Raw genomic sequence first — 18,022 nt, 5'->3', positions numbered from 1 at the left:
TGCTCGGACCAGCGCCTCGGCACCTATCGTGAGGAGAGGATCGTCACCAGACGAAGGAGCCTGCTGTGCCCGACTACGGCCACACCATCCGATTCGGCTACTTTCTCGTCCCCGATGCCCACGCTCCGCGAGCGGCACTCGACACCGCCGCCGTGCTGGACGAAGCCGGCTTCGACCTCGTCGGCATCCAGGACCACCCATATCAGAAGAGTTTCCTCGATGCGTGGACCCTGTTGTCCGCCATTGCCGCTCGCACCGAGAAGCTCGCGGTGTTCCCGGACGTCGCCAGCCTGCCGCTGCGCCCGCCCGCGGTGCTCGCGAAGGCCGCCGCGAGCCTCGATCTCCTCAGCGACGGCCGCGTCGAACTCGGACTCGGCGCCGGCGCCTTCTGGGACGCGATCGCGGCGATGGGCGGCGAGCGACGCTCGCCCGGGGAGTCGGTGCAGGCCCTCCGGGAGGCGGTATCGGTGATCCGTCTGATGTGGAGCGGCGAGCGATCGATCCGGTTCGACGGCGAGTTCTACTCCGTGAACGGCGTCCACCCCGGGCCCGTTCCCGCGCACCCGATCGGCATCTGGATCGGCGGCTACAAGCCGCGCATGCTCCGCCTGATCGGGGAGATGGGCGACGGCTGGCTGCCGTCGCTCGGCTACATCGACGCCGACGGGATCGCCTCGGCCAGTGCGGCGATCGACGACGCGGCCACCGCCGCGGGCCGCGACCCGTCGCGTATCCGACGCGTCCTCAACATCGGCGACGGAATCGACGTCCGGGACGTCGAGAACCTCCCCCGCGCACTGTCCTCGCTCGCGCTCGATCACGGCTTCGACACGTTCGTCCTCAGCGGGCCCACCGACGAGCCGTCCCTGCGGTACCTGGCGGGTGAGGTGTTCCCACGCGTGCGCGAACTGGTGGACCAGGGCCGTTCCGGAGCCCGCTGACGGACGGGTCAGTCCTCCGCCGTCACGAACCCCTGGTCCACCAGCCACTGCCGGGCCACGGCCGCCGGATCCTTGCCGTCGACGTCCACCTGACGATTGAGTTCGGTGATCGCCTCGTTGGTGAGCACCGCCGAGATCGGCGCCATCACCTCGGCCACCTCCGGGTACTGCTCGGCGAAGTCCGCCCGCATCGTCAGCGCCGGGTTGTACTTCGGGAAGAACTGCCGGTCGTCCTCGAGCACCACGAGGTCGAGGGCCGCGATTCGGCCGTCGGTGGTGAACACCTCGCCGAACTTGCACTGGCTGCCGTCGGCGGTGGCCTGATAGATGATGCCGGTCTGCAGGATGCGCTTCTCCGCGCGGGCCGGATCGAACCCGTACGCCGCCGCCATACCGGGGAACCCGTCCTGACGGACGTTGAACTCGGTCTCGACGCACGTCGCCGCCGCGGCCGGATCACGTTGCACCAGAGCGGCGTAGTCCGACAGCGTGCGCACGCCGGTCTGCTCCGCGGTGGCCCGACTGGTGGCCAGCGCGTACGTGTTGTTCATCGGCGCCGGGTCGGTCCACACCATGCCGTTGCGCGCGAGGTCCTCGTCCCGGACGGCCTCGAACTGCGCCTGCGAATCCGGGATCGGCTGCTCGTGACCGAGGTAGTTGATCCACCCGGTGCCGGTGTACTCGTAGCTCACGTCGATCTGCCCGGCCAACTGCGCGTCACGGGTGCTGTTGGACCCCTGGATGTTCGTGAGGTCGCGGACATCGGCACCGGCGGCGGACAGCGCGAACTCGATCATGTAGCCGAGAATGATCTGCTCGGTGAAGTCCTTGGAGCCGACCGTGATCCGGGCACCGTCGAGCTCGGGCACCGGCTGGATGCTCGCCGGGCCGACCTTCAGCGGCAGGGCGCCACCGGATTCCAGGCCGCACGACGCGAGCAGGGTGGTGGCGAGCACCACCGCGGTACCGGCCAGGACCCGTCGAATCACCGTCATGTCAGCGCAGCCCCTTCGGCCCGAGGTACGTCTCGGCGAGGGCACCGAGCCAGTCGACCAGCAGCGCCAGCGCGACGGCCAGCACCGCACCGACGACGAGGGTCACGTTGTCGCGCAACTTGTATCCCGTGTCGATGAGGATGCCGAGACCGCCCGCGCTCACCAGGAAGCACAGCGTCGCCGTACCGACGGCGAGGACCAGCGACGTCCGCAGCCCGGCCAGGATGTACGGCACCGCCAACGGGAACTCCACCCGCCGCAGCACCGCGAGCGCCGACATCCCCTGTCCGCGTCCGGCGTCGACGAGGGCCGGGTCCACCTCCTGGTAGCCGAGAATCGTGTTCCGCAGCACCGGTAGCAGCGAGTAGAACGCGATGGGCAGCACGCCGATCCAGAACCCCGTCGTCCGCGTCGCGAGGTAGAACAGCACCAGCAGGCCGATCGCCGGGGCGGACGCGCCGATGTTGGCGATTCCCACGAATACCGGTGCCAGCTTGGTGAATCCGGGGCGGGTCACGAGGGTACCGAGCGGCACCGCGAGCGCCAGCACGATCAGGACCACCACGACGGTGATGAGCACGTGCTGCCACGTGAGGGTCGCGATGTTGCCGATGCTGATGCTCGCCTGCTGGGTGGCAGTGAGATCGCGGGTGAAGGCCCACCCCAGCACGCCCCCCACCAGCAGGAGCACGAGCAGCGGCTGGACCAGGAGCCTGGCCCGTTCGGCGCGTTGCGCGGCAGCCGGTGTCTGCGTGGTCATTTCGACGAGTCCTCCGCCGCACCGGCAGTGCTGTTCTGGGCGTCGACATGATCGTCGGCGTGTTCCTCGCGCATCTCCTGCAGCGCCTGCACCAGGGTGTCGATCGTGATGAGCCCGACGAACTCGCCGCGCCGGCCGGTGACCGCCGCCGACGCGCTGCTCTGCACCAGCAGCGCCTCGAGCGCGTCCTGCAGCGTCGACTGCACCGACACCAGCTCGCCCACCGGTTCGCCGATGTCCTGCAACGACGCCGCCGACGCGAGCTGCGCCGGGGACACCCATCGCAGCGGGCGGTCGCGGTGGTCCAGGATCAGCCCCCAGTGGGCGTCCTCTCGCGCGAGCGCCCGGCGCAGGTCGGCCACGGAGCCGTCCCGGTACGCGGTGGGACAGTCCGTCATCTCGACGTCCCGGACCCGGGTGAGCGTGAGCTGCTTGAGCGAGGCGTCCGCCCCCACGAACCCGGCGACCATGTCGTTGGCGGGATTCGCCAGGATCGCCTCGGGAGTGTCGTACTGCATGATGTGGGACTGACTGCCCAGCACGGCAATCCGATCGCCGAGCTTGACCGCCTCGTTGAAGTCGTGGGTGACGAACACGATGGTCTTGCCGAGCTCCGACTGCAGGCGCATCAGCTCGTCCTGCAACAGCCCGCGCGTGATCGGATCCACGGCCCCGAACGGCTCGTCCATCAGCAGCACCGGAGGGTCGGCCGCCAGGGCCCGGGCCACCCCGACACGTTGCTGCTGACCGCCGGAGAGCTGGCGCGGGAACCGGTCCCGATAGGTATCGGGATCGAGGCCGACCAGGTCGAGCATCTCGTCGGTGCGCTCGGCGATGCGCTTCCTGTCCCACCCGACCAGGCCCGGGACGGTGGCCACGTTCTTGGCCACCGTGAGATGCGGGAACAGCCCGGCCTGCTGGATCGAGTAGCCGATCCCCCGCCGCAGCCGGTCCGGATCGATCGAATGGGTGTCGCGGCCGGCGATCGTGATGGTGCCCGACGTCGGCTCGATGAGCCGGTTGATCATCCGCATCGTCGTGGTCTTCCCGCAGCCCGACGGCCCCACGAACACGACGATCTCGCCGGCGGGAATGGTCATCGACACCCCGTCGACGGCGGCAACGCCCTGCCCGGGGTACTGCTTGACGACGTCGTCGAGCACGATCTCGACGCCCTTGCCGGTCTGTTCTTCGGCGGGTAGCAGTTCAGTCACGGATCCCCCTGGAGGTGGTGAGGCGCCCGACGAGGACCAACAGTCCGTCGAGAACGAGCGCGAGAATGACGATGAGCACGGTTCCGGTGAGCGCCTGCGGCACCGCGGTGGGGCTGCCGACGCGGGACAACCCGGAGAAGATCAGGTTTCCCAGGCCCGGGCCCTTGGCGTAGGCCGCGATCGCGAGGATGCCCATCAGCATCTGGGTGCTGACCCGGATGCCGGCCAGGATCGACGGCCAGGCCAGCGGCAGTTCGATCCGGCCCAGGACGCGCAACCGGTTCATCCCCACCCCGCGGGCCGCGTCGGTGATCGCGGGATCGACCGACGCGAGGCCGATGATCGTGTTGCGGATGATCGGCAGCAGCGCGTACAGCACCAGAGCCGTCACCGTGGGCGCGACGCCCAGCCCGAGAATCGGGATGAGCAGGCCCAACAGGGCGAACGACGGCAACGTCAGGATCGTGCTCGCCAAACCCGTCGCGACCGCCGACCCGATGGGACTCCGGTAGACGGCAATCCCGATCAGGACCGCGATGATCCCGGCGATGACCACCGACTGGACGACGGCACTGACGTGGAGGTACGAGTCCGTGAGCAGCTGCTGGCGCCGCTCGAACACGAAATCCCACAAGGTCTGGAAATCCAAACCGGGCACTCCCTTCTGCAACGCGGAAGGGCGGAAACGCCCACCCGGACAGTCCGAGCAGGCGTTTCCGTTTCGACGCCGCGCTGCGCTTGCCGTCCACATTGCCCCTATCGGGCGGATTCTGCACGGCAATCGAGTCAGAGCGTCAGCGTTCGTGACCGAAGAGCAGTCCGCTGCGCGCGATCGGACGAACCGCGATCCGTACCAACGCCAGCGAACTGTCGTCCCCGGCCGACCGGTTCGAACCGATCCACCCGCAGCCGGCACAGCGGTGGATGATCACCCATTCGCCACCGTCACGCACGGTGATCGAGATGGGGTCCATCCGGCCCCGACACGACGACGCGCGGTCGCCGGGTACGGTCCGGTCCACGTGCCGACTGCACAGACAGTGCGGACAATGGTTGCGATGAGCGGTGCCGGGCGCGCGCATCGGCACGTCCAGCCCGCACCCGACGCACCGGAACGACGAGCCGCGCCGCGCCGGGCCGTCCCTGTGCACCGGCTTGCCGCGTTGCCGTCGTCCGGCTCCGATGTTCCTGCGTGCCATTCGAACTCCTCCCCGCGCTACAACTGGGCGAGGTGCTCGAGCGGGAACGGCGGCTGCGCCAAGGGTTTCACCGCGATCCGCACCAGCAGCAACTGGTTGTCGTCGCCGGCCACCGGGCTGGCCGACAACCGGTCGCAACCGGTGCAGCGATGGATCAGCATCCAGTCACCGTCGCGGAGCACGGCGATGGCGATCGGGTGGGTCCGCGAACCGCAGCGCTGCTCGGCGGTCGAGCCGTGCTTGCCCGCCAGGCAGTTCGGACAGTGCGTGCGCGGGCCCGCGTCCGGCGTCGCCCGGGACACGGCGAGTCCGCAGCGGATGCAGGTGAAGGTCGAGAGATGTGAAATTGGTGTGCCTCGATGGGACACGCGGATTCTCCTCCGTGAGATCGATTGAACGGCAGCGATTGCCGAGCATGTCGATCCCGCGAGAAGCTCACACCGGACGGAAGACCCGATGTCGTCGTCGGATCACCGGCCTGAGCAGTTCACGGGAGCGTGAAGGTACTCGGCGGTTGTCCGGGGCATAATTCACCACTTTCACCAGCGCAGGGACCGGCCGTGTGCCGGATGTCGTGAACCCTAGGTTCCCGTCGGTGGTGCCGCAATCGAATTATCGCGCTGCGGATGCGGTGTCACCGCACTGCAAGTGCGCCAGCGCTACCCGTGCATCGTCGATAGTCGGCGGACACCTCCGGCGGCACCGGAATCGCGCGGGGCCGGGTGTAGTTGCGGACCCGGCCGCCGTCGGGATCGTCGAAGCGGGCGCCGACCACCACCACCGGGTACGCGGCGACGACGAACCGGTGGCGACACTCGAACGCGAATGGGCCGAGGTCGCCGAACTGTGGCGCACCAGCCTCGAGCAGCGGCGCACGGTCCAGCAGCACCTCATGGAGGCACTCGCCGGCAAGGCCGTCGACGTGGCACTGGTCCTGCTCAGCCCGGAGACCTACACGCGAATGGTCTTCGACAGCGACTGGTCGCCCGAACGGTACGAGCGATGGGTGCACGACACAGTGTCGGCCGCAGCCGGGATCTGATCGGAATTCCGAGGGGCGAGAGTTAGTCTCGGGCGATGACCACCCAGAAGTCCGATTCGATCCTGACCCGCGTATCACCGACCCAGTGGGCCGCGCTCGCGCTCGCCGTCCTCGCGATCATCTTCGTCGCCCAGAATCGGCACGACGTATCGATCTCGCTGTTCTTCATCTCGGTGACGGCGCCGCTGTGGTTGACGCTGCTCGTCATCTTCGCGATCGGGTGGCTCGTGGGGATGCTCACCACGCGGCGGCGCAAGTCGTCGAAGGGCTGACCTCGGACTGCGATCGTCCCGACGCCCGGACAGCACCGTGCGAAGTCAGCGTCGACGGCTGAACCACCCCCGCTTGCGTTTGCTCCGGTCGGCATCGAACTTCAGGCGGAGGACGGTCCGGTCGGGGTCGAAGGCGCTCGGGGAGTGGTCGACGACGATCTCGGCGGCTTCGGTGGTGCCGATCGTGTCGCCGTCGTTGATGACGGGTCCTTGCTCGACAAGGTACGAGGCGATGCTCGTGAGGCGGTCGAAGGTGTCCTCGGCGGACTCGGGGGTCTCCGGGATTTCGACGTCCGGGAGGCCGAGCATGTCGAGACCCCGTGTGTGGCCGGTCATCACGCCGTCCGGGCGCTCACCGATGTTGATCGCGACCCATGCAAGCAACGACGGCTCGGGCAGCGTGTCCAGCATGAGATCGCGGAACAACGCCGGCAGGACGACGTGATCGGCACTGCCGAAGTACACAGCGCGAACGGTGTCGGTGAGCGCGATGATCGACGCGACGACGCGGGACAACAACACGGCGTCCGCGATCGCGTCCTCGTGTCCGTCCCCTCGGCCGAGGACGGTGACAATCGTGTGTGCCGAGTAGTCCGCCGGCGCGGGTACCTCGTTCGGCCACAGGCGGCTGTGCTCGACGATCTCGGCGACGTCGTCACCCGCCGGGGACGGGACCGTCAGCAACGCGATCATCTTGCCGTCCAGGTCGAGACACATCGGCGCATCACGGTCGGCGGACTCGTCCCCGCCGACGGCCAGCCCGGAGAAGTCGACGTCGGGCCAGTCCAGCTGCAGTTGCGCAGCCAGGGCTCCTTCGGTGACATCGGCGTCGAGTCGGTCCTGGAACAGCATCGCGAGCGTGGGCATGACTCCCCCTCAGGCTTGGTCGTGTAGCGCGATCGGTCACCTCGCCGGGTGCTTCCGGTGTCCGGTTCGCGCGTTACACCCTATCGGGCAACCGGACAGGGCCTAGGTTGGGCGCACCCCGTCCAGTACCAGCCGAACCAGGTACTCGACGAGGTCGGCCTCGCTCCACGACGGCCGCGTGAGGATCAGCATCGTGACGGCTCCGCGCAGGGTGTCGAGCACCGCACCGCCGTCCACGTCGGCGCGTACCTCTCCGGAATCGATTGCGCGACGGAACACCTCGACGTACCGGGCCCGTACCGGCTCGATGAACCGGCGTTCGGCGGCCTCCTGCAACGCCGGGTCGGCGACCATGTCTCCGATGAGTCCGGGCAGCCCCCGGCGGTACTGGGGCAGGGCGTGCAGCGCCACCATGTCCCGCACCATGGCGGTGAACGTCTCCGCGAAGGTCGCGTCGGCGGGAACCGCACGCGCCGAGAGCGGTTCGGCACGGAACAGCACCTCCTGCACCAGTGCCGCCTTGGAGCCCCACCACTGGTAGAGCAGCGGCCGCCCGACGCCGGCCCGCCGGGCCACCGCCGCGAGGGTGAGCGCCTCGTAGCCGTCGTCGATCAGCAACTCGGTGGCGGCGGCGAGCACCGCACGATGCCGCTCGCGGTCGCGGGGACGACCCCGCCCCGCACCTGTCTCGCCCACTCGACACTCCTCCACCGGATCTACTGACAAATAATCTTACGTCGTGTAAGGGTAATAGTCGGACACCTCACGTCCGGTCCGAACGAAGCGGAGCCCGAATGCCTTTGATCGACGTTTCCCGGCCCAACCCGGCCGTCACGGTGCTCACCCTCAACCGCCCCGAGCGGCTCAACGCGCTCAGCTACGCCCTCGTCGAGGAACTGCACGCCGCGCTCACCGAGCTCGAGTACGACAACTCGTGCCGCGTCGTGATCCTCACCGGGGCGGGACGCGGCTTCAGCGCCGGCCTGGACCTCAAGGACTCGACGCACGTGGCGCCCACCGCAGCCGGACTCACCGGACCCGCGGCCGGGATGCGCACCCAGGAGTACATCGCCTCGCTGGTCCCCCGTCTGCAACGGCTCCCGCAGACGGTGATCGCGGCGGTCAACGGGCCCGCCTTCGGTGGCGGTCTGGCTCTGGCCGCGGCGTGCGACCTGCGGATCGCCGGGGCGTCGGCGCGCTTCGGGGTGCAGTTCGTCAAGGTCGGAGTCTCCGGCTGCGACATCGGCATCAGCTACACGCTGCCACGGCTGATAGGCGCGGGACGTGCCACCGAACTGATCACCACGGCACGGGAGTTCGACGCCACGGAGGCCGAGCGCATCGGATTCGTCACGCGCATCGCGCCCGACGACGAACTGCTCGACGCGGCCCTCGAACTCGCGCGGACGCTCTGCAACCACAGCCCGTTCGCCCTGTCCATGACCAAGCAGGTCCTCGCCGCGAACTCGTCGGCGGGCAGCGTCGACGCGGCGATCGCACTCGAGAACCGCACCCAGATCCTGGCCGGCACCGGCGGCGAGTTCGCCGAGGCCGCAGCCGCATTCATCGAACGCAGACAGCCCGCCTGGGTGGACACAGGAGACCGACCGTGAATCGCGACAAACTGAATCGCCTCTTCGACCTCACCGGCCGTACCGCCGTCGTCACCGGTGGCACCCGCGGCATCGGGCTCGTCCTCGCCGAGGCCTACGTGGCCGCGGGCGCGAACGTGGTGGTGGCCAGCCGCAAGGCGGAGGCGTGCGCGCGCGCCGAACAGCATCTGAAGGACATGGGCGGCAACGCACTCGGGGTGCCCACCCATCTCGGCGAACTGGACGACCTCTCGACGCTGGTCGATCGTTCGGTCGACACCTTCGGAGGGATCGACATCCTCGTCAACGCGGCCGCGAACCCGCTCACGCAGCCGCTGGGAGCGTTCACGCCCGACGCGTGGACCAAGTCCTACGACGTCAACCTGCGCGGCCCGGTGTTCCTCACCCAGGCCGCACTGCCGCACCTCGAGGCCAGCCCGCACGCGGCCGTCCTCAACGTGATCTCGGTGGGCGCGTTCATGTTCTCGCCGGGCGTCGCGATGTACGCGGGTGCCAAGAGCGCCCTGCTGTCGTTCACCCGGTCGATGGCGGCGGACTTCGCGCCCCGCGGGATCCGGGTCAATGCGCTCGCCCCCGGATCCGTCGACACCGACATGGTCCGCAACAATCCGCCCGAGGCCATCGAGGCGATGCGCACGATATCGCTGCAGAAGCGGATCGCCGAGCCCGACGAGATGGTCGGTCCCGCACTGCTCCTCACGTCCGATGCCGGCAGCTACATCACCGGGCAGGTGATCATCGCGGACGGCGGAACCGTCGTGCACTGACCCGGAGTGTGACCCGTACCACTGAGCGAGAAGCGTCCTTCACATCCCCACCCCGACGCGAGATGGTCTGCCTCGAACCGGACAGTCCGGTTCGAGGCAGACCTCGGAGGACGCATGGCACGGCTCGACGGCAAGATCGCGATCATCACGGGCGCAGCGCAGGGCATGGGCGCCGCGACGGCCCGCCTCTTCGTCGCGGAGGGCGCTCGTGTCGCGCTCGGCGACGTGCTAGAGGACAAGGGCCGCGCGCTGGCCGAGGAACTGGGCGACGCGACGTTCTTCGCGCCCCTCGACGTGAGCAGCGAGGCGTCGTGGACCGCATTCGCCGACCAAACGGTCGAACGATTCGGCGGCCTGGACATTCTGGTCAACAACGCCGGCGTCATGCACTGGTCCCCGATCGAGGACATCGACGTCGCGAAGACCGAGCGCCTGCTGGACATCAACGTCCTCGGAAACCTGCTGGGCGCCAAGACCGTCGTTCCGACGATGAAGCGCGCCGGTCGCGGCGTGATCGTCAACATCTCGTCGGTGGACGGCCTGCGCGGCGTCAACGGGCTCGCCGCCTACACCGCCAGCAAGTGGGCGGTCCGCGGGCTCACGAAGGCGCTCGCCTACGAACTCGGCCCGGCCGGCATCCGGGTGTGCTCGGTGCACCCGGGCGGGGTGGACACCACGCTCGGCAATCCCGGCGGCCTCCGCGGCGACGACCTGCAGAGCAAGTACACCGGTGTGCCGCTGCAGCGCATCGGCGAATCCGAGGACATCGCGCGGGCCACCCTGTTCGTCGCGAGCGACGAGGCGTCGTACATCTCGGGCGCCGAACTGGCCGTCGACGGCGGCTGGTCGGCGGGCACCTACTACCCGGGTCTGCCGGGCACCCCGGCGGCGCTGCTCCCCTGACGTACCGGTGGCCGCCGCCCGCCCGGCGGCGGCCACAATGTACGCCGTGAGTTCCGAGATCGCCCCGCCCGTATCCACCCCGAGCACCACCCCGACCGGGCGCGTACGTCGGATCCACCCGGCCTGGCCCGCGGCCGCCGTCGCCTTCCTGGCGCTGGTGGGCGCCGCCGCATTCCGGGCGGCACCGTCGGTGCTCATCGACCCGCTGCACGACGACTTCGGCTGGTCCCGGGCGAGTATCTCGGCGGCCGTGTCGGTGAACCTGGTGCTGTACGGGCTGACGGCGCCGTTCGCGGCGGCGCTGATGGAGCGGTTCGGCATCCGGAAGGTCGTGACCGCCGCGCTGGCGCTGATCGCGCTCGGCAGCGGCCTGACCGTGTTCATGACCACGACGTGGCAGCTAGTGCTGCTGTGGGGCGTGCTGGTGGGCCTCGGCACCGGATCGATGGCACTCGCCTTCGTGGCAACGGTGACCGACCGCTGGTTCGTCGCACGCCGCGGACTGGTCACCGGCATTCTCACCGCCGGCGGCGCGGCCGGGCAGCTGGTGTTCCTGCCCGTCCTCGCGACGCTGGCCGAGCGCTACGACTGGCAGACGGTGTCGGTGACGGTGTCGTTCGCCGCGCTGGCCGTGGTGCCACTGGTACTGCTGTTCCTGCGCAACCGTCCCGAGGACGTCGGCACCACGCCGTACGGCGCCCCCGCCGACTACGTGCGGCCCGCGACTCCGGACGCACCCGGCGGCGCGGTCGGCCGGGCGCTCGGCGTCCTCCGCTCGGCCGCCCGCACCCGCGTGTTCTGGCTGCTGGCAGGCACGTTCGCGATCTGCGGCGCCAGCACCAACGGACTGGTCGGCACTCATTTCGTCCCGGCCGCGCACGACCACGGCATGCCCGTGACGGCGGCCGCGAGCCTGCTCGCGGTGATCGGCATCTTCGACCTGGTCGGCACCATCGCGTCGGGCTGGTTCACCGACCGCTTCGACGCCCGCAAGCTCCTCGGCATCTACTACCTGCTGCGCGGCATCTCACTGATGGTGCTGCCGCTGCTGTTCGCACAGACCGTGCACCCGCCGATGATCGCGTTCATCATCTTCTACGGCCTCGACTGGGTGGCCACCGTGCCGCCCACCGTCGCGCTGTGCCGCAAGCACTTCGGCGCCGACGGCCCCATCGTGTTCGGCTGGGTGCTGGCGTCGCACCAGATCGGCGCCGGACTGGTCGCGTTCCTGGCCGGACTGGTCCGCGACCGCTTCGGCGGCTACGACGCCGCCTTCTTCGTCGCCGGCGGGCTGTGCGCGATCGCGGCGGTGATGGCCCTCGCGATCGCGAAGTCACCGCGACGCTGAGGACGCACCCGCGATGAGTTTCTTCTCCTCCCTCGGTCAGTATCGAGGGGTGCCCCGGGCACGATCGACGAAACGGGAGGTATGCGATGAACGAGACCACCGACGCGAGCATCCAGGCGATGATCGCCGCCGAACGCGGAGAGATGGCGGACCTGCTGGCCGCGCTCCCGGCGGACCTGTGGAATCGCCAGACGCTGTGTGAGGGCTGGCGGGTCCGCGAGGTGATTGCCCACACGACGATGCCGTACCGCTACTCGACGCCACGCATCGTCCTGGGAATCGTCATGGCGGGAGGCAACTTCAACCGCTTCTCCGACCGGGCGGCGCGACGCGACGCCGAGGCACTCGCCTCCGACCGACTCGTCTCGTGTCTGCGGGAGAACGTCCACCACCCGTGGAAGCCCCCGGGCGGCGGGTTCGCCGGCGCGCTGTCCCACGACGTCATCCACGGCCTCGACATCACCGTCGGGCTCGGACTCGACCGGCAGGTGCCGCTCGAGCGGTTGCAACTGGTCCTCGACGGGGTGACACCGAAGAACCTGAAGTACTTCGGCGTGGACCTCGACGGCGTCGAGCTGCGCGCCACCGACCTGGACTTCACGCTCGGCTCGGGCAGCCCCGTCACCGGATCTGCGCAGGACGTCCTACTCGCCGTCAGCGGGCGCAAACTGCCGCCCGGTCATCTGCACGGTGTGCAGGCGCACCGATTCACGCGGGGCTGATCGACGCCGCTCGCTGGTGGCCGCCATCCCTTTCCGTGGCACTGTTCGGGTCAGGGCAGGAGCACGAACTTCCCACGCGCATGCGGTTTCCGGAGCGCCCGGTGCGCTTCGGCCGCGTCGACGAGAGCGAACCTGGTTCCGACGGCGACGTCGAGACCACCGTCGCCGGCCATGTCCACCAGCAGCGGGCGGGCTTCACGGCGAATCCTCGCGCTGTTCTCGTTTCCCCCGCCGATCGACAGGAAGCCGTCCTGCTCCGCCCGGCCGAACGCGACGATGGTGACGATCCGGTCCCGCGGGGCTCCCAACGCGAGCGACGCGTCGACAGCCTCGTCGCTGCCGACCGTGTCGATCACCGCGTCCACCCCGTCGGGGGCGATCGCGCTGATCCTCTCGGGCAACCCCTCGCCGGGCAGCACCGGCAGCGCCCCCAGGGTGCGGAGGAAGTCGTGGTGCCTCTCCCATGCCACCCCGACTACCACCGCACCCCGTGCGACCGCCAACTGCACGGCCAACTCGCCGACCCCGCCGGCGGCGCCCTGGATGACGACGACATCGCCCTCACCGACACCGGTCACCGTGAGTGCGTCGATGGCGGTTCCGCCCGCTACGAGCAGGCCCGCCGCCGACTCCCACGACAACGCGTCCGGTTTGGGCAGAACGTCTTCCGCCGGCAGCACCACCTGCTCGGCGTAGGCGCCTTCCCCGGCGTACGCGATCACCTCGTCGCCGACGCGAACCGCGTCGACGTCGTCACCGACCGCGATGACGACGCCGGCGCCTTCGACGCCCGGACGGACGGGCAGTCGCGCTGGGTCATGTCCGAAACTGCCGTTGTAGAGCTTGTAGTCGACCGGATTCACCCCGATCGCCCTCATCTGCACCACCACCTGCCCGGACTCGGGCGGCGGGATGTCCCGATCGACCACCTCGAGGACCTCCGGCCCTCCGTACGCGTTCGCGACCACGGTTTTCGCCATAACCGAAGAACCGTGGCCCCGCGACGCGTTATTCCCCTCGCCGCCTAACCGTTAAGCCCCTTACCTGCGGAAACTAGTTGGATGCGGCGGCAGCGGCGGTGCGACGCTCGATGTTCTCGGCGACCTCCCGCTGCCAGGCCGCGACGGGCTTGGTGGTGTCCATCTCGAACTCGAAGCGGTTCACCATGTCCGGGGTGATGTCGGCGACGTCGACGTAGAACTGCTCGTACCAGCGACGCAGCTGGTACACCGGCCCGTCCTCCTCGCACAGCAGTGGATTCTCGATCCGGGTCTTGTTCTTCCAGATCGCGACGTCCTGCTCGAAGCCGATCGTGATGTACGACGCCATGCTGGCGGCCAACTCCTGCGCCTCCTCGCCCCGGATCTCGTCGGTCTGCTTGACCTTGATGCCGTACATGAGCACGAACTTGTCCGGCGTGATCGGGTAGTGGCAGTTGATCAGGATCGAGTCGATGTCGAAGTCGGGGTAGCGGTACTTGAGTTCGTCGACCATGAAGGACGGCCCGTAGTACGCCGCCACGGAGTCGTTTCCGATCGGAGTGGTCTTCTCCGCCCCGGCCCGGCGCATGTCTTCCCGACCGACGCCCTCGTAGTACTGCGTGGCGACGTGGCCCTCGAAGATGTTCTTGAACTTGATCGGAAAGCCGTAGTGCACGTAGAAGAAGTGCGCCATGTCGACCACGTTGTCGATGATCTCGCGACAGTTGGTGTCGATGGTGATCGACTTCCACACCCAGTCGGTCCACTCCTCACCGGGCTGGCTCATGTCCGGGATCGTGACCTCCGGCGGCGGCGGGTTGCCCTCGGGGTCGTGCCAGACGAACACCAGTCCGTCCTTCTCCATCGTGGTCCATGCGCGGGTCCGGGCCAGCGGGGGCACGCGGCGGGCATACGGGATATCGGTGCACTTGCCCTTGCCGTTCCACCGCCAGTCGTGGAACGGGCACGCCACCGAATCGCCCTTGACCTCGCCCTGACTCAGGTCGCCACCCATGTGCCGGCAGTACGCGTCGAGCACCTGCAGCTCGCCCTGGCTGTCCGCGAAGACCACCAGTTTGGTGCCGAACGCGTGCACCGGGTGCGGCTTGCCGTCGTTGAGGTCCCGCGTGAGTCCGACGCAGTGCCAGCCCCGCGCGAATCGCGTCGGCGCCGCACCGGCGTCGATCATCCGAACTTCTTCGCTATCCGTCTCTATCGCCGTCATGTCCGCTCCCCGAATCCCTTTCGGTGAAATTGTTCGATCGTTCGATCAACCGCTCGGGCGATCGCGTGTCCTGGCTCACAATCCGACAGGTGTCCGGCGAGAGTGACACGGATCTCACTCAATGGGACCGAATCGGACCATTTGTCCTCGATTGGTGACCAAAGTCCATACGGATCCGGCGATTGAATGCCCGCTCCGACGACCGGCGGGGCATCGTGGAGGAAGCACTGGGTACGCGTTCCACGACCCGGAAGGATCCGCCGATGTCCGACACGCCCGCGGCGCAGTCACCCGATCCGACGGCCTCGAACGGTGCACCGCCGGTCATGTTCGTCCACGGCCTGTGGCTGGCGGCCTCGTCCTGGGATCCGTGGCGCGAGAAGTTCGGCGCGGCAGGGTTCTCGACCCTCGCCCCCACCTGGCCCGGCGAGGCACCGACCGTCACCGACACCCGCGCCCACGCCGACGACCAGGCCGGCATCGGGATCGACGAGGTCACCGCCCATTTCGCCGAGGCGATCGCGCCACTGGGACGCAAACCGATCGTCGTCGGGCACTCGTTCGGCGGCCTGATCGCCCAGAAACTCCTGGCCGCGGACGTCGCCGCCGCCGCGGTCGCGATCGATCCCGCACAGATGCAGGGCGTGAAGGCGCTCCCGTTCGCGCAGCTGCGCTCCTCGTTCCCCGTCCTCGGCAACCCCGTCAACGCCAAACGCAGCGTCACGCTCACCCCGGACGCCTTCGCCTACGGTTTCGGCAACGCGCTCGACCGGAGCGAATCGGACTCGCTGTACGACCACTGGGCCATCCCGTCCCCGGGCCGGCCGCTGTTCCAGGCCGCGTTCGCCAACTTCCTGCCGGGATCACCGGCCCACGTCGACACCAACGTGGAACGCGGACCGCTGCTGATCCTCGGCGGCGGCCAGGACCACACGGTGCCCGAATCGGTCAGTCGCTCGGCGTACCACCGCTATCATCGGGCGCACACCGACAACGACTACCTCGTCTTCCCGGACCGCGGTCACTCGCTGACCGTCGACCACGGCTGGCCCGAGGTGGCCGACACCGTGATCGAGTGGTTGGCGACGAAGGGATTCGGCGCGGCGGTCAGCCACTAGATCCCCCGTCCTATCGGGATCTACCGTTCGATCTCCAGTTCACCCATCCGTGACCAGTCGACTCCGGGAATCTCGGTGTTGATGATGCGCGGAGTCTCACGCAGAGCCGGGCGCATCGCGTCCAGTCCCTTCTCGAAGTGCACGGAACCGACGTGGTCGGCGCCGGCCTGTCCGTCGCGGAACGCCTCGATCAGGACGAACTGCCCGGGACTGTCCACGCTGCGGGTCCATTCGAACCAGAGATTTCCCGGTTCGGCCCGCGTCGCCTCGGTGAATTCCTTGGTGATGACCATCCAGTCGTCCACGCGTTCGTCGAGGACCTCGAACTTCACCACGATAAAGATCACGACGGCTCCAATCTTCGTCAGTAGATATTGGACGGACGGACCATGCCTTCGGCGAGATCGCCGAAGCCCGGGGCCATGATGGCACCAGGATTACCGATGACCTCTTCCACGATGGCGGTCTCGGTCGTGATGAGCAGCGCTGCAATCGATGCCGCGCTTTCGAGGGCGGCACGGGTAACCTTGAAAGGGTCGATCACGCCGTCGTCGAACATGTCGCCGTACGCCCCGGTGAGCGCGTTGAACCCGTGCCCCAGCGGCAGGTCGGCGACCACCCTGACGACGTCGTCGCCATCGAAACCCGCGTTGATCGCGATCCAGCGCAGCGGTTCGTCCAGGGCCCGCCGGACGACGTCGCACCCGATCGCCTCGTCCCCGGCAAGATCGACGTCTGTGAGCGCGCGATGCGACTGTGCCAGCGCGGTTCCGCCCCCGGACACTATCCCCGCCTCGACTGCAGCACGGGTGGCGGCCAGAGCGTCCTCGACACGGAGCATCCGCTCCTTGAGCTCCACGCTGGTGGCGCCTCCGACGCGGATCACGGCCACCCGCCCCGTGAGCCGGGCGATGCGCAGTTCGAGGCTGTCCCGATCGGCATCGATCTTGGCCCGCTCGAGCTGAGCCTCCAGCTGCCCGACTCGGGCATCGAGGAGACGCTGATCCCCTTGTCCGCCGACAATGGTCGTCTCGTCCTCGGTCACGGTGATCCGGTCACACGACCCGAGGCGTTCGAGTGTCACCTCCGACAGCTCGATGCCGGTGTCCTTGGCAATGACGTGCCCCCCGAGCGCCACCGCGAGGTCTTCCAGTTCGGCGACACGGCGGTGTCCGAACCCCGGTGCGCGGACGACCACCGACTGCATCGTCCTGTGCATGTTGCCGCCGACGAGGAGCTGCAGAGCCGGGCCGTCGACATCCTCGGCCAGCACGACCAGGGGCCGGTCGGCGCGCTTGGCCACCTCGATGCTCGGCATGATGTCCTGCACCTGGGTGATCTTCTTGTTGGTGAGCAGAATCAGCGGATGGTCGTGGACGGCTTCCATCCGCTCGGGGTCGGTGACCATGTAACCGGACGTGTAACCGTGATCGAATGCGATCCCGTCGACGATCTCGACCGACAGCCCGAGTGCTTCGCTCTCTTCGGTGGTGACGACCCCCGACTCGCCGACGTAGTCGACTGCCTGTGCGACAACATCTCCGATCGACTCGTCATCGCTCGCGGCGAGCGTCGCGATCCGCTGCAGGTCGTCCCGACCCCCCACCTGAGTCGCCTGATCACGGAGCGCCTCGACGACCACCGTCACGGCCCGTTCGATACCCCGGCGCACACGCATGGGGTTGGCGCCTGCTTCGACCGAACGAAGCCCCTCGCGAACCATCGCCTGGGCCAGCACGGTCGCGGTGGTGGTGCCGTCGCCGACCACACCGTTGGTCTTCATCGCCACTTCCTTGACCAGCTGCGCGCCCATGTTGGCGAAGGGCTCACGGAGCTGGATCTCCCGTGCGATCGTCACGCCGTCGTTGGTGATCGTGGGCGGTCCGGTGAGCTTCTCGAGCACCGCGTTGCGGCCCTTGGGGCCGAGGGTCACCTTCACCGCGTCGGCAAGGGCGTTGACGCCCTGCTCGAGCCGCGATCGCGCATCCGTGTTGTACCGCAGCTCCTTGGCCATGGCCGGCATTCCTTTCGTGGATTTCTGTTGCGGGAGAAGTGC

At 68.5% G+C, this 18,022-nt stretch carries 21 protein-coding genes; 9 read left to right on the top strand and 12 right to left on the bottom strand.

Going from position 1 to position 18,022, the window contains the following annotated elements; all coding sequences use genetic code 11:
• The first annotated feature begins 65 nt into the window (after nucleotides 1-65).
• Nucleotides 66-941, top strand: a complete 876-nt coding sequence (locus AB4Z09_RS08245; protein ID WP_174913788.1) for an LLM class flavin-dependent oxidoreductase — start codon at nucleotides 66-68, stop codon at nucleotides 939-941.
• Nucleotides 942-949: 8 nt separating this feature from the next.
• On the opposite strand, the gene AB4Z09_RS08240 is transcribed toward AB4Z09_RS08245, so the two are convergent.
• From AB4Z09_RS08240 to AB4Z09_RS08215, 6 genes are all read right to left on the bottom strand, one after another.
• Nucleotides 950-1,936 (bottom strand): glycine betaine ABC transporter substrate-binding protein, encoded by a 987-nt coding sequence (locus tag AB4Z09_RS08240; RefSeq protein WP_174913790.1) that lies wholly within the window; start codon nucleotides 1,934-1,936, stop codon nucleotides 950-952.
• 1 nt (nucleotide 1,937) lies between these two features.
• Nucleotides 1,938-2,696, bottom strand: a complete 759-nt coding sequence (locus tag AB4Z09_RS08235) for an ABC transporter permease (RefSeq protein WP_114723909.1) — start codon at nucleotides 2,694-2,696, stop codon at nucleotides 1,938-1,940.
• Entirely contained in the window at nucleotides 2,693-3,910 is a 1,218-nt protein-coding gene (locus AB4Z09_RS08230) for an ATP-binding cassette domain-containing protein (RefSeq protein ID WP_442239517.1), read from the bottom strand. The genes AB4Z09_RS08235 and AB4Z09_RS08230 overlap by 4 nt, the downstream gene beginning before the upstream one ends.
• Nucleotides 3,903-4,559: an ABC transporter permease gene (locus tag AB4Z09_RS08225; protein WP_114723965.1), complete on the bottom strand. Its 657-nt coding sequence runs from the start codon at nucleotides 4,557-4,559 to the stop codon at nucleotides 3,903-3,905. Before AB4Z09_RS08225 ends, AB4Z09_RS08230 begins: the two co-directional genes overlap by 8 nt.
• Nucleotides 4,560-4,704: 145 nt before the next feature.
• Nucleotides 4,705-5,109 carry an RNHCP domain-containing protein gene (locus tag AB4Z09_RS08220; protein ID WP_174913795.1) on the bottom strand — a complete coding sequence of 135 codons (405 nt, stop codon included), beginning with the start codon at nucleotides 5,107-5,109 and terminating at the stop codon, nucleotides 4,705-4,707.
• Between the two features lie 17 nt (nucleotides 5,110-5,126).
• Nucleotides 5,127-5,477 carry an RNHCP domain-containing protein gene (locus AB4Z09_RS08215; protein ID WP_114723912.1) on the bottom strand — a complete coding sequence of 117 codons (351 nt, stop codon included), beginning with the start codon at nucleotides 5,475-5,477 and terminating at the stop codon, nucleotides 5,127-5,129.
• A gap of 230 nt (nucleotides 5,478-5,707) precedes the next feature.
• Between AB4Z09_RS08215 and AB4Z09_RS08210 the strand changes: the two genes are divergently transcribed.
• Nucleotides 5,708-6,151 carry a hypothetical protein gene (locus AB4Z09_RS08210; RefSeq protein WP_442239516.1) on the top strand — a complete coding sequence of 148 codons (444 nt, stop codon included), beginning with the start codon at nucleotides 5,708-5,710 and terminating at the stop codon, nucleotides 6,149-6,151.
• Nucleotides 6,152-6,186: 35 nt separating this feature from the next.
• Nucleotides 6,187-6,423 carry a lipopolysaccharide assembly protein LapA domain-containing protein gene (locus AB4Z09_RS08205; RefSeq protein WP_114723913.1) on the top strand — a complete coding sequence of 79 codons (237 nt, stop codon included), beginning with the start codon at nucleotides 6,187-6,189 and terminating at the stop codon, nucleotides 6,421-6,423.
• Between the two features lie 45 nt (nucleotides 6,424-6,468).
• Here the strand turns inward: AB4Z09_RS08205 and AB4Z09_RS08200 are convergent, their stop codons facing one another.
• Both AB4Z09_RS08200 and AB4Z09_RS08195 read right to left on the bottom strand, forming a co-directional pair.
• The gene (locus AB4Z09_RS08200; protein WP_174913801.1) at nucleotides 6,469-7,290 is read right to left on the bottom strand and encodes a DUF4261 domain-containing protein; all 822 of its coding nucleotides are present in this window, start codon (nucleotides 7,288-7,290) and stop codon (nucleotides 6,469-6,471) included.
• A gap of 102 nt (nucleotides 7,291-7,392) precedes the next feature.
• The gene (locus AB4Z09_RS08195; protein WP_254622673.1) at nucleotides 7,393-7,986 is read right to left on the bottom strand and encodes a TetR/AcrR family transcriptional regulator; all 594 of its coding nucleotides are present in this window, start codon (nucleotides 7,984-7,986) and stop codon (nucleotides 7,393-7,395) included.
• A gap of 98 nt (nucleotides 7,987-8,084) precedes the next feature.
• Between AB4Z09_RS08195 and AB4Z09_RS08190 the strand changes: the two genes are divergently transcribed.
• From AB4Z09_RS08190 to AB4Z09_RS08170, 5 genes are all read left to right on the top strand, one after another.
• Entirely contained in the window at nucleotides 8,085-8,903 is an 819-nt protein-coding gene (locus AB4Z09_RS08190) for an enoyl-CoA hydratase/isomerase family protein (RefSeq protein WP_114723915.1), read from the top strand.
• Complete coding sequence (locus AB4Z09_RS08185) at nucleotides 8,900-9,670, top strand: SDR family NAD(P)-dependent oxidoreductase (protein WP_442239515.1); 771 nt, start codon at nucleotides 8,900-8,902, stop codon at nucleotides 9,668-9,670. The genes AB4Z09_RS08190 and AB4Z09_RS08185 overlap by 4 nt, the downstream gene beginning before the upstream one ends.
• Before the next feature lie 114 nt (nucleotides 9,671-9,784).
• Nucleotides 9,785-10,573 carry an SDR family NAD(P)-dependent oxidoreductase gene (locus tag AB4Z09_RS08180; protein WP_174913807.1) on the top strand — a complete coding sequence of 263 codons (789 nt, stop codon included), beginning with the start codon at nucleotides 9,785-9,787 and terminating at the stop codon, nucleotides 10,571-10,573.
• A 46-nt stretch (nucleotides 10,574-10,619) separates the two neighbouring features.
• A complete protein-coding gene (locus tag AB4Z09_RS08175; protein WP_429517129.1) occupies nucleotides 10,620-11,921 on the top strand; it encodes an MFS transporter in 1,302 nt (433 codons plus the stop codon).
• Nucleotides 11,922-12,007: 86 nt separating this feature from the next.
• Nucleotides 12,008-12,643 (top strand): maleylpyruvate isomerase family mycothiol-dependent enzyme, encoded by a 636-nt coding sequence (locus AB4Z09_RS08170; protein ID WP_442239514.1) that lies wholly within the window; start codon nucleotides 12,008-12,010, stop codon nucleotides 12,641-12,643.
• Between the two features lie 50 nt (nucleotides 12,644-12,693).
• On the opposite strand, the gene AB4Z09_RS08165 is transcribed toward AB4Z09_RS08170, so the two are convergent.
• Nucleotides 12,694-13,623, bottom strand: coding sequence for an NADP-dependent oxidoreductase (locus AB4Z09_RS08165; RefSeq protein WP_114723919.1), 930 nt, complete (start codon nucleotides 13,621-13,623; stop codon nucleotides 12,694-12,696).
• Nucleotides 13,624-13,696: 73 nt separating this feature from the next.
• Nucleotides 13,697-14,848: a Rieske 2Fe-2S domain-containing protein gene (locus AB4Z09_RS08160; protein WP_429517133.1), complete on the bottom strand. Its 1,152-nt coding sequence runs from the start codon at nucleotides 14,846-14,848 to the stop codon at nucleotides 13,697-13,699.
• Between the two features lie 263 nt (nucleotides 14,849-15,111).
• Between AB4Z09_RS08160 and AB4Z09_RS08155 the strand changes: the two genes are divergently transcribed.
• Nucleotides 15,112-15,966 carry an alpha/beta hydrolase gene (locus AB4Z09_RS08155; RefSeq protein ID WP_174913819.1) on the top strand — a complete coding sequence of 285 codons (855 nt, stop codon included), beginning with the start codon at nucleotides 15,112-15,114 and terminating at the stop codon, nucleotides 15,964-15,966.
• 20 nt (nucleotides 15,967-15,986) lie between these two features.
• Here AB4Z09_RS08155 and AB4Z09_RS08150 read toward each other — a convergent pair whose 3' ends face one another.
• Complete coding sequence (locus AB4Z09_RS08150; RefSeq protein WP_174913822.1) at nucleotides 15,987-16,313, bottom strand: putative quinol monooxygenase; 327 nt, start codon at nucleotides 16,311-16,313, stop codon at nucleotides 15,987-15,989.
• A 17-nt stretch (nucleotides 16,314-16,330) separates the two neighbouring features.
• On the bottom strand, nucleotides 16,331-17,980 hold the full coding sequence (gene groL, locus AB4Z09_RS08145) for a chaperonin GroEL (protein ID WP_442239513.1): 1,650 nt from the start codon (nucleotides 17,978-17,980) through the stop codon (nucleotides 16,331-16,333).
• Between the last annotated feature and the right edge of the window lie 42 nt (nucleotides 17,981-18,022).

Origin of the sequence: Rhodococcus sp. TAF43, assembly GCF_052113525.1 — a bacterium.
Classification (GTDB): Bacteria; Actinomycetota; Actinomycetes; order Mycobacteriales; family Mycobacteriaceae; genus Prescottella.
This window is presented reverse-complemented; position numbering and strand designations above follow the sequence as displayed.

What these genes read in the sequence shown, in the direction of transcription:
- AB4Z09_RS08155 (WP_174913819.1), top strand. Translation starts at nt 15,112, where the DNA reads ATGTCCGACACGCCCGCGGCGCAGTCACCCGATCCGACGGCCTCGAAC.
- AB4Z09_RS08180 (WP_174913807.1), top strand. Translation starts at nt 9,785, where the DNA reads ATGGCACGGCTCGACGGCAAGATCGCGATCATCACGGGCGCAGCGCAG.
- AB4Z09_RS08160 (WP_429517133.1), bottom strand. Translation starts at nt 14,848, where the DNA reads ATGACGGCGATAGAGACGGATAGCGAAGAAGTTCGGATGATCGACGCC.
- AB4Z09_RS08240 (WP_174913790.1), bottom strand. Translation starts at nt 1,936, where the DNA reads ATGACGGTGATTCGACGGGTCCTGGCCGGTACCGCGGTGGTGCTCGCC.
- AB4Z09_RS08165 (WP_114723919.1), bottom strand. Translation starts at nt 13,623, where the DNA reads ATGGCGAAAACCGTGGTCGCGAACGCGTACGGAGGGCCGGAGGTCCTC.
- groL (WP_442239513.1), bottom strand. Translation starts at nt 17,980, where the DNA reads ATGGCCAAGGAGCTGCGGTACAACACGGATGCGCGATCGCGGCTCGAG.
- AB4Z09_RS08205 (WP_114723913.1), top strand. Translation starts at nt 6,187, where the DNA reads ATGACCACCCAGAAGTCCGATTCGATCCTGACCCGCGTATCACCGACC.
- AB4Z09_RS08190 (WP_114723915.1), top strand. Translation starts at nt 8,085, where the DNA reads ATGCCTTTGATCGACGTTTCCCGGCCCAACCCGGCCGTCACGGTGCTC.
- AB4Z09_RS08235 (WP_114723909.1), bottom strand. Translation starts at nt 2,696, where the DNA reads ATGACCACGCAGACACCGGCTGCCGCGCAACGCGCCGAACGGGCCAGG.
- AB4Z09_RS08170 (WP_442239514.1), top strand. Translation starts at nt 12,008, where the DNA reads ATGAACGAGACCACCGACGCGAGCATCCAGGCGATGATCGCCGCCGAA.
- AB4Z09_RS08220 (WP_174913795.1), bottom strand. Translation starts at nt 5,109, where the DNA reads ATGGCACGCAGGAACATCGGAGCCGGACGACGGCAACGCGGCAAGCCG.
- AB4Z09_RS08200 (WP_174913801.1), bottom strand. Translation starts at nt 7,290, where the DNA reads ATGCCCACGCTCGCGATGCTGTTCCAGGACCGACTCGACGCCGATGTC.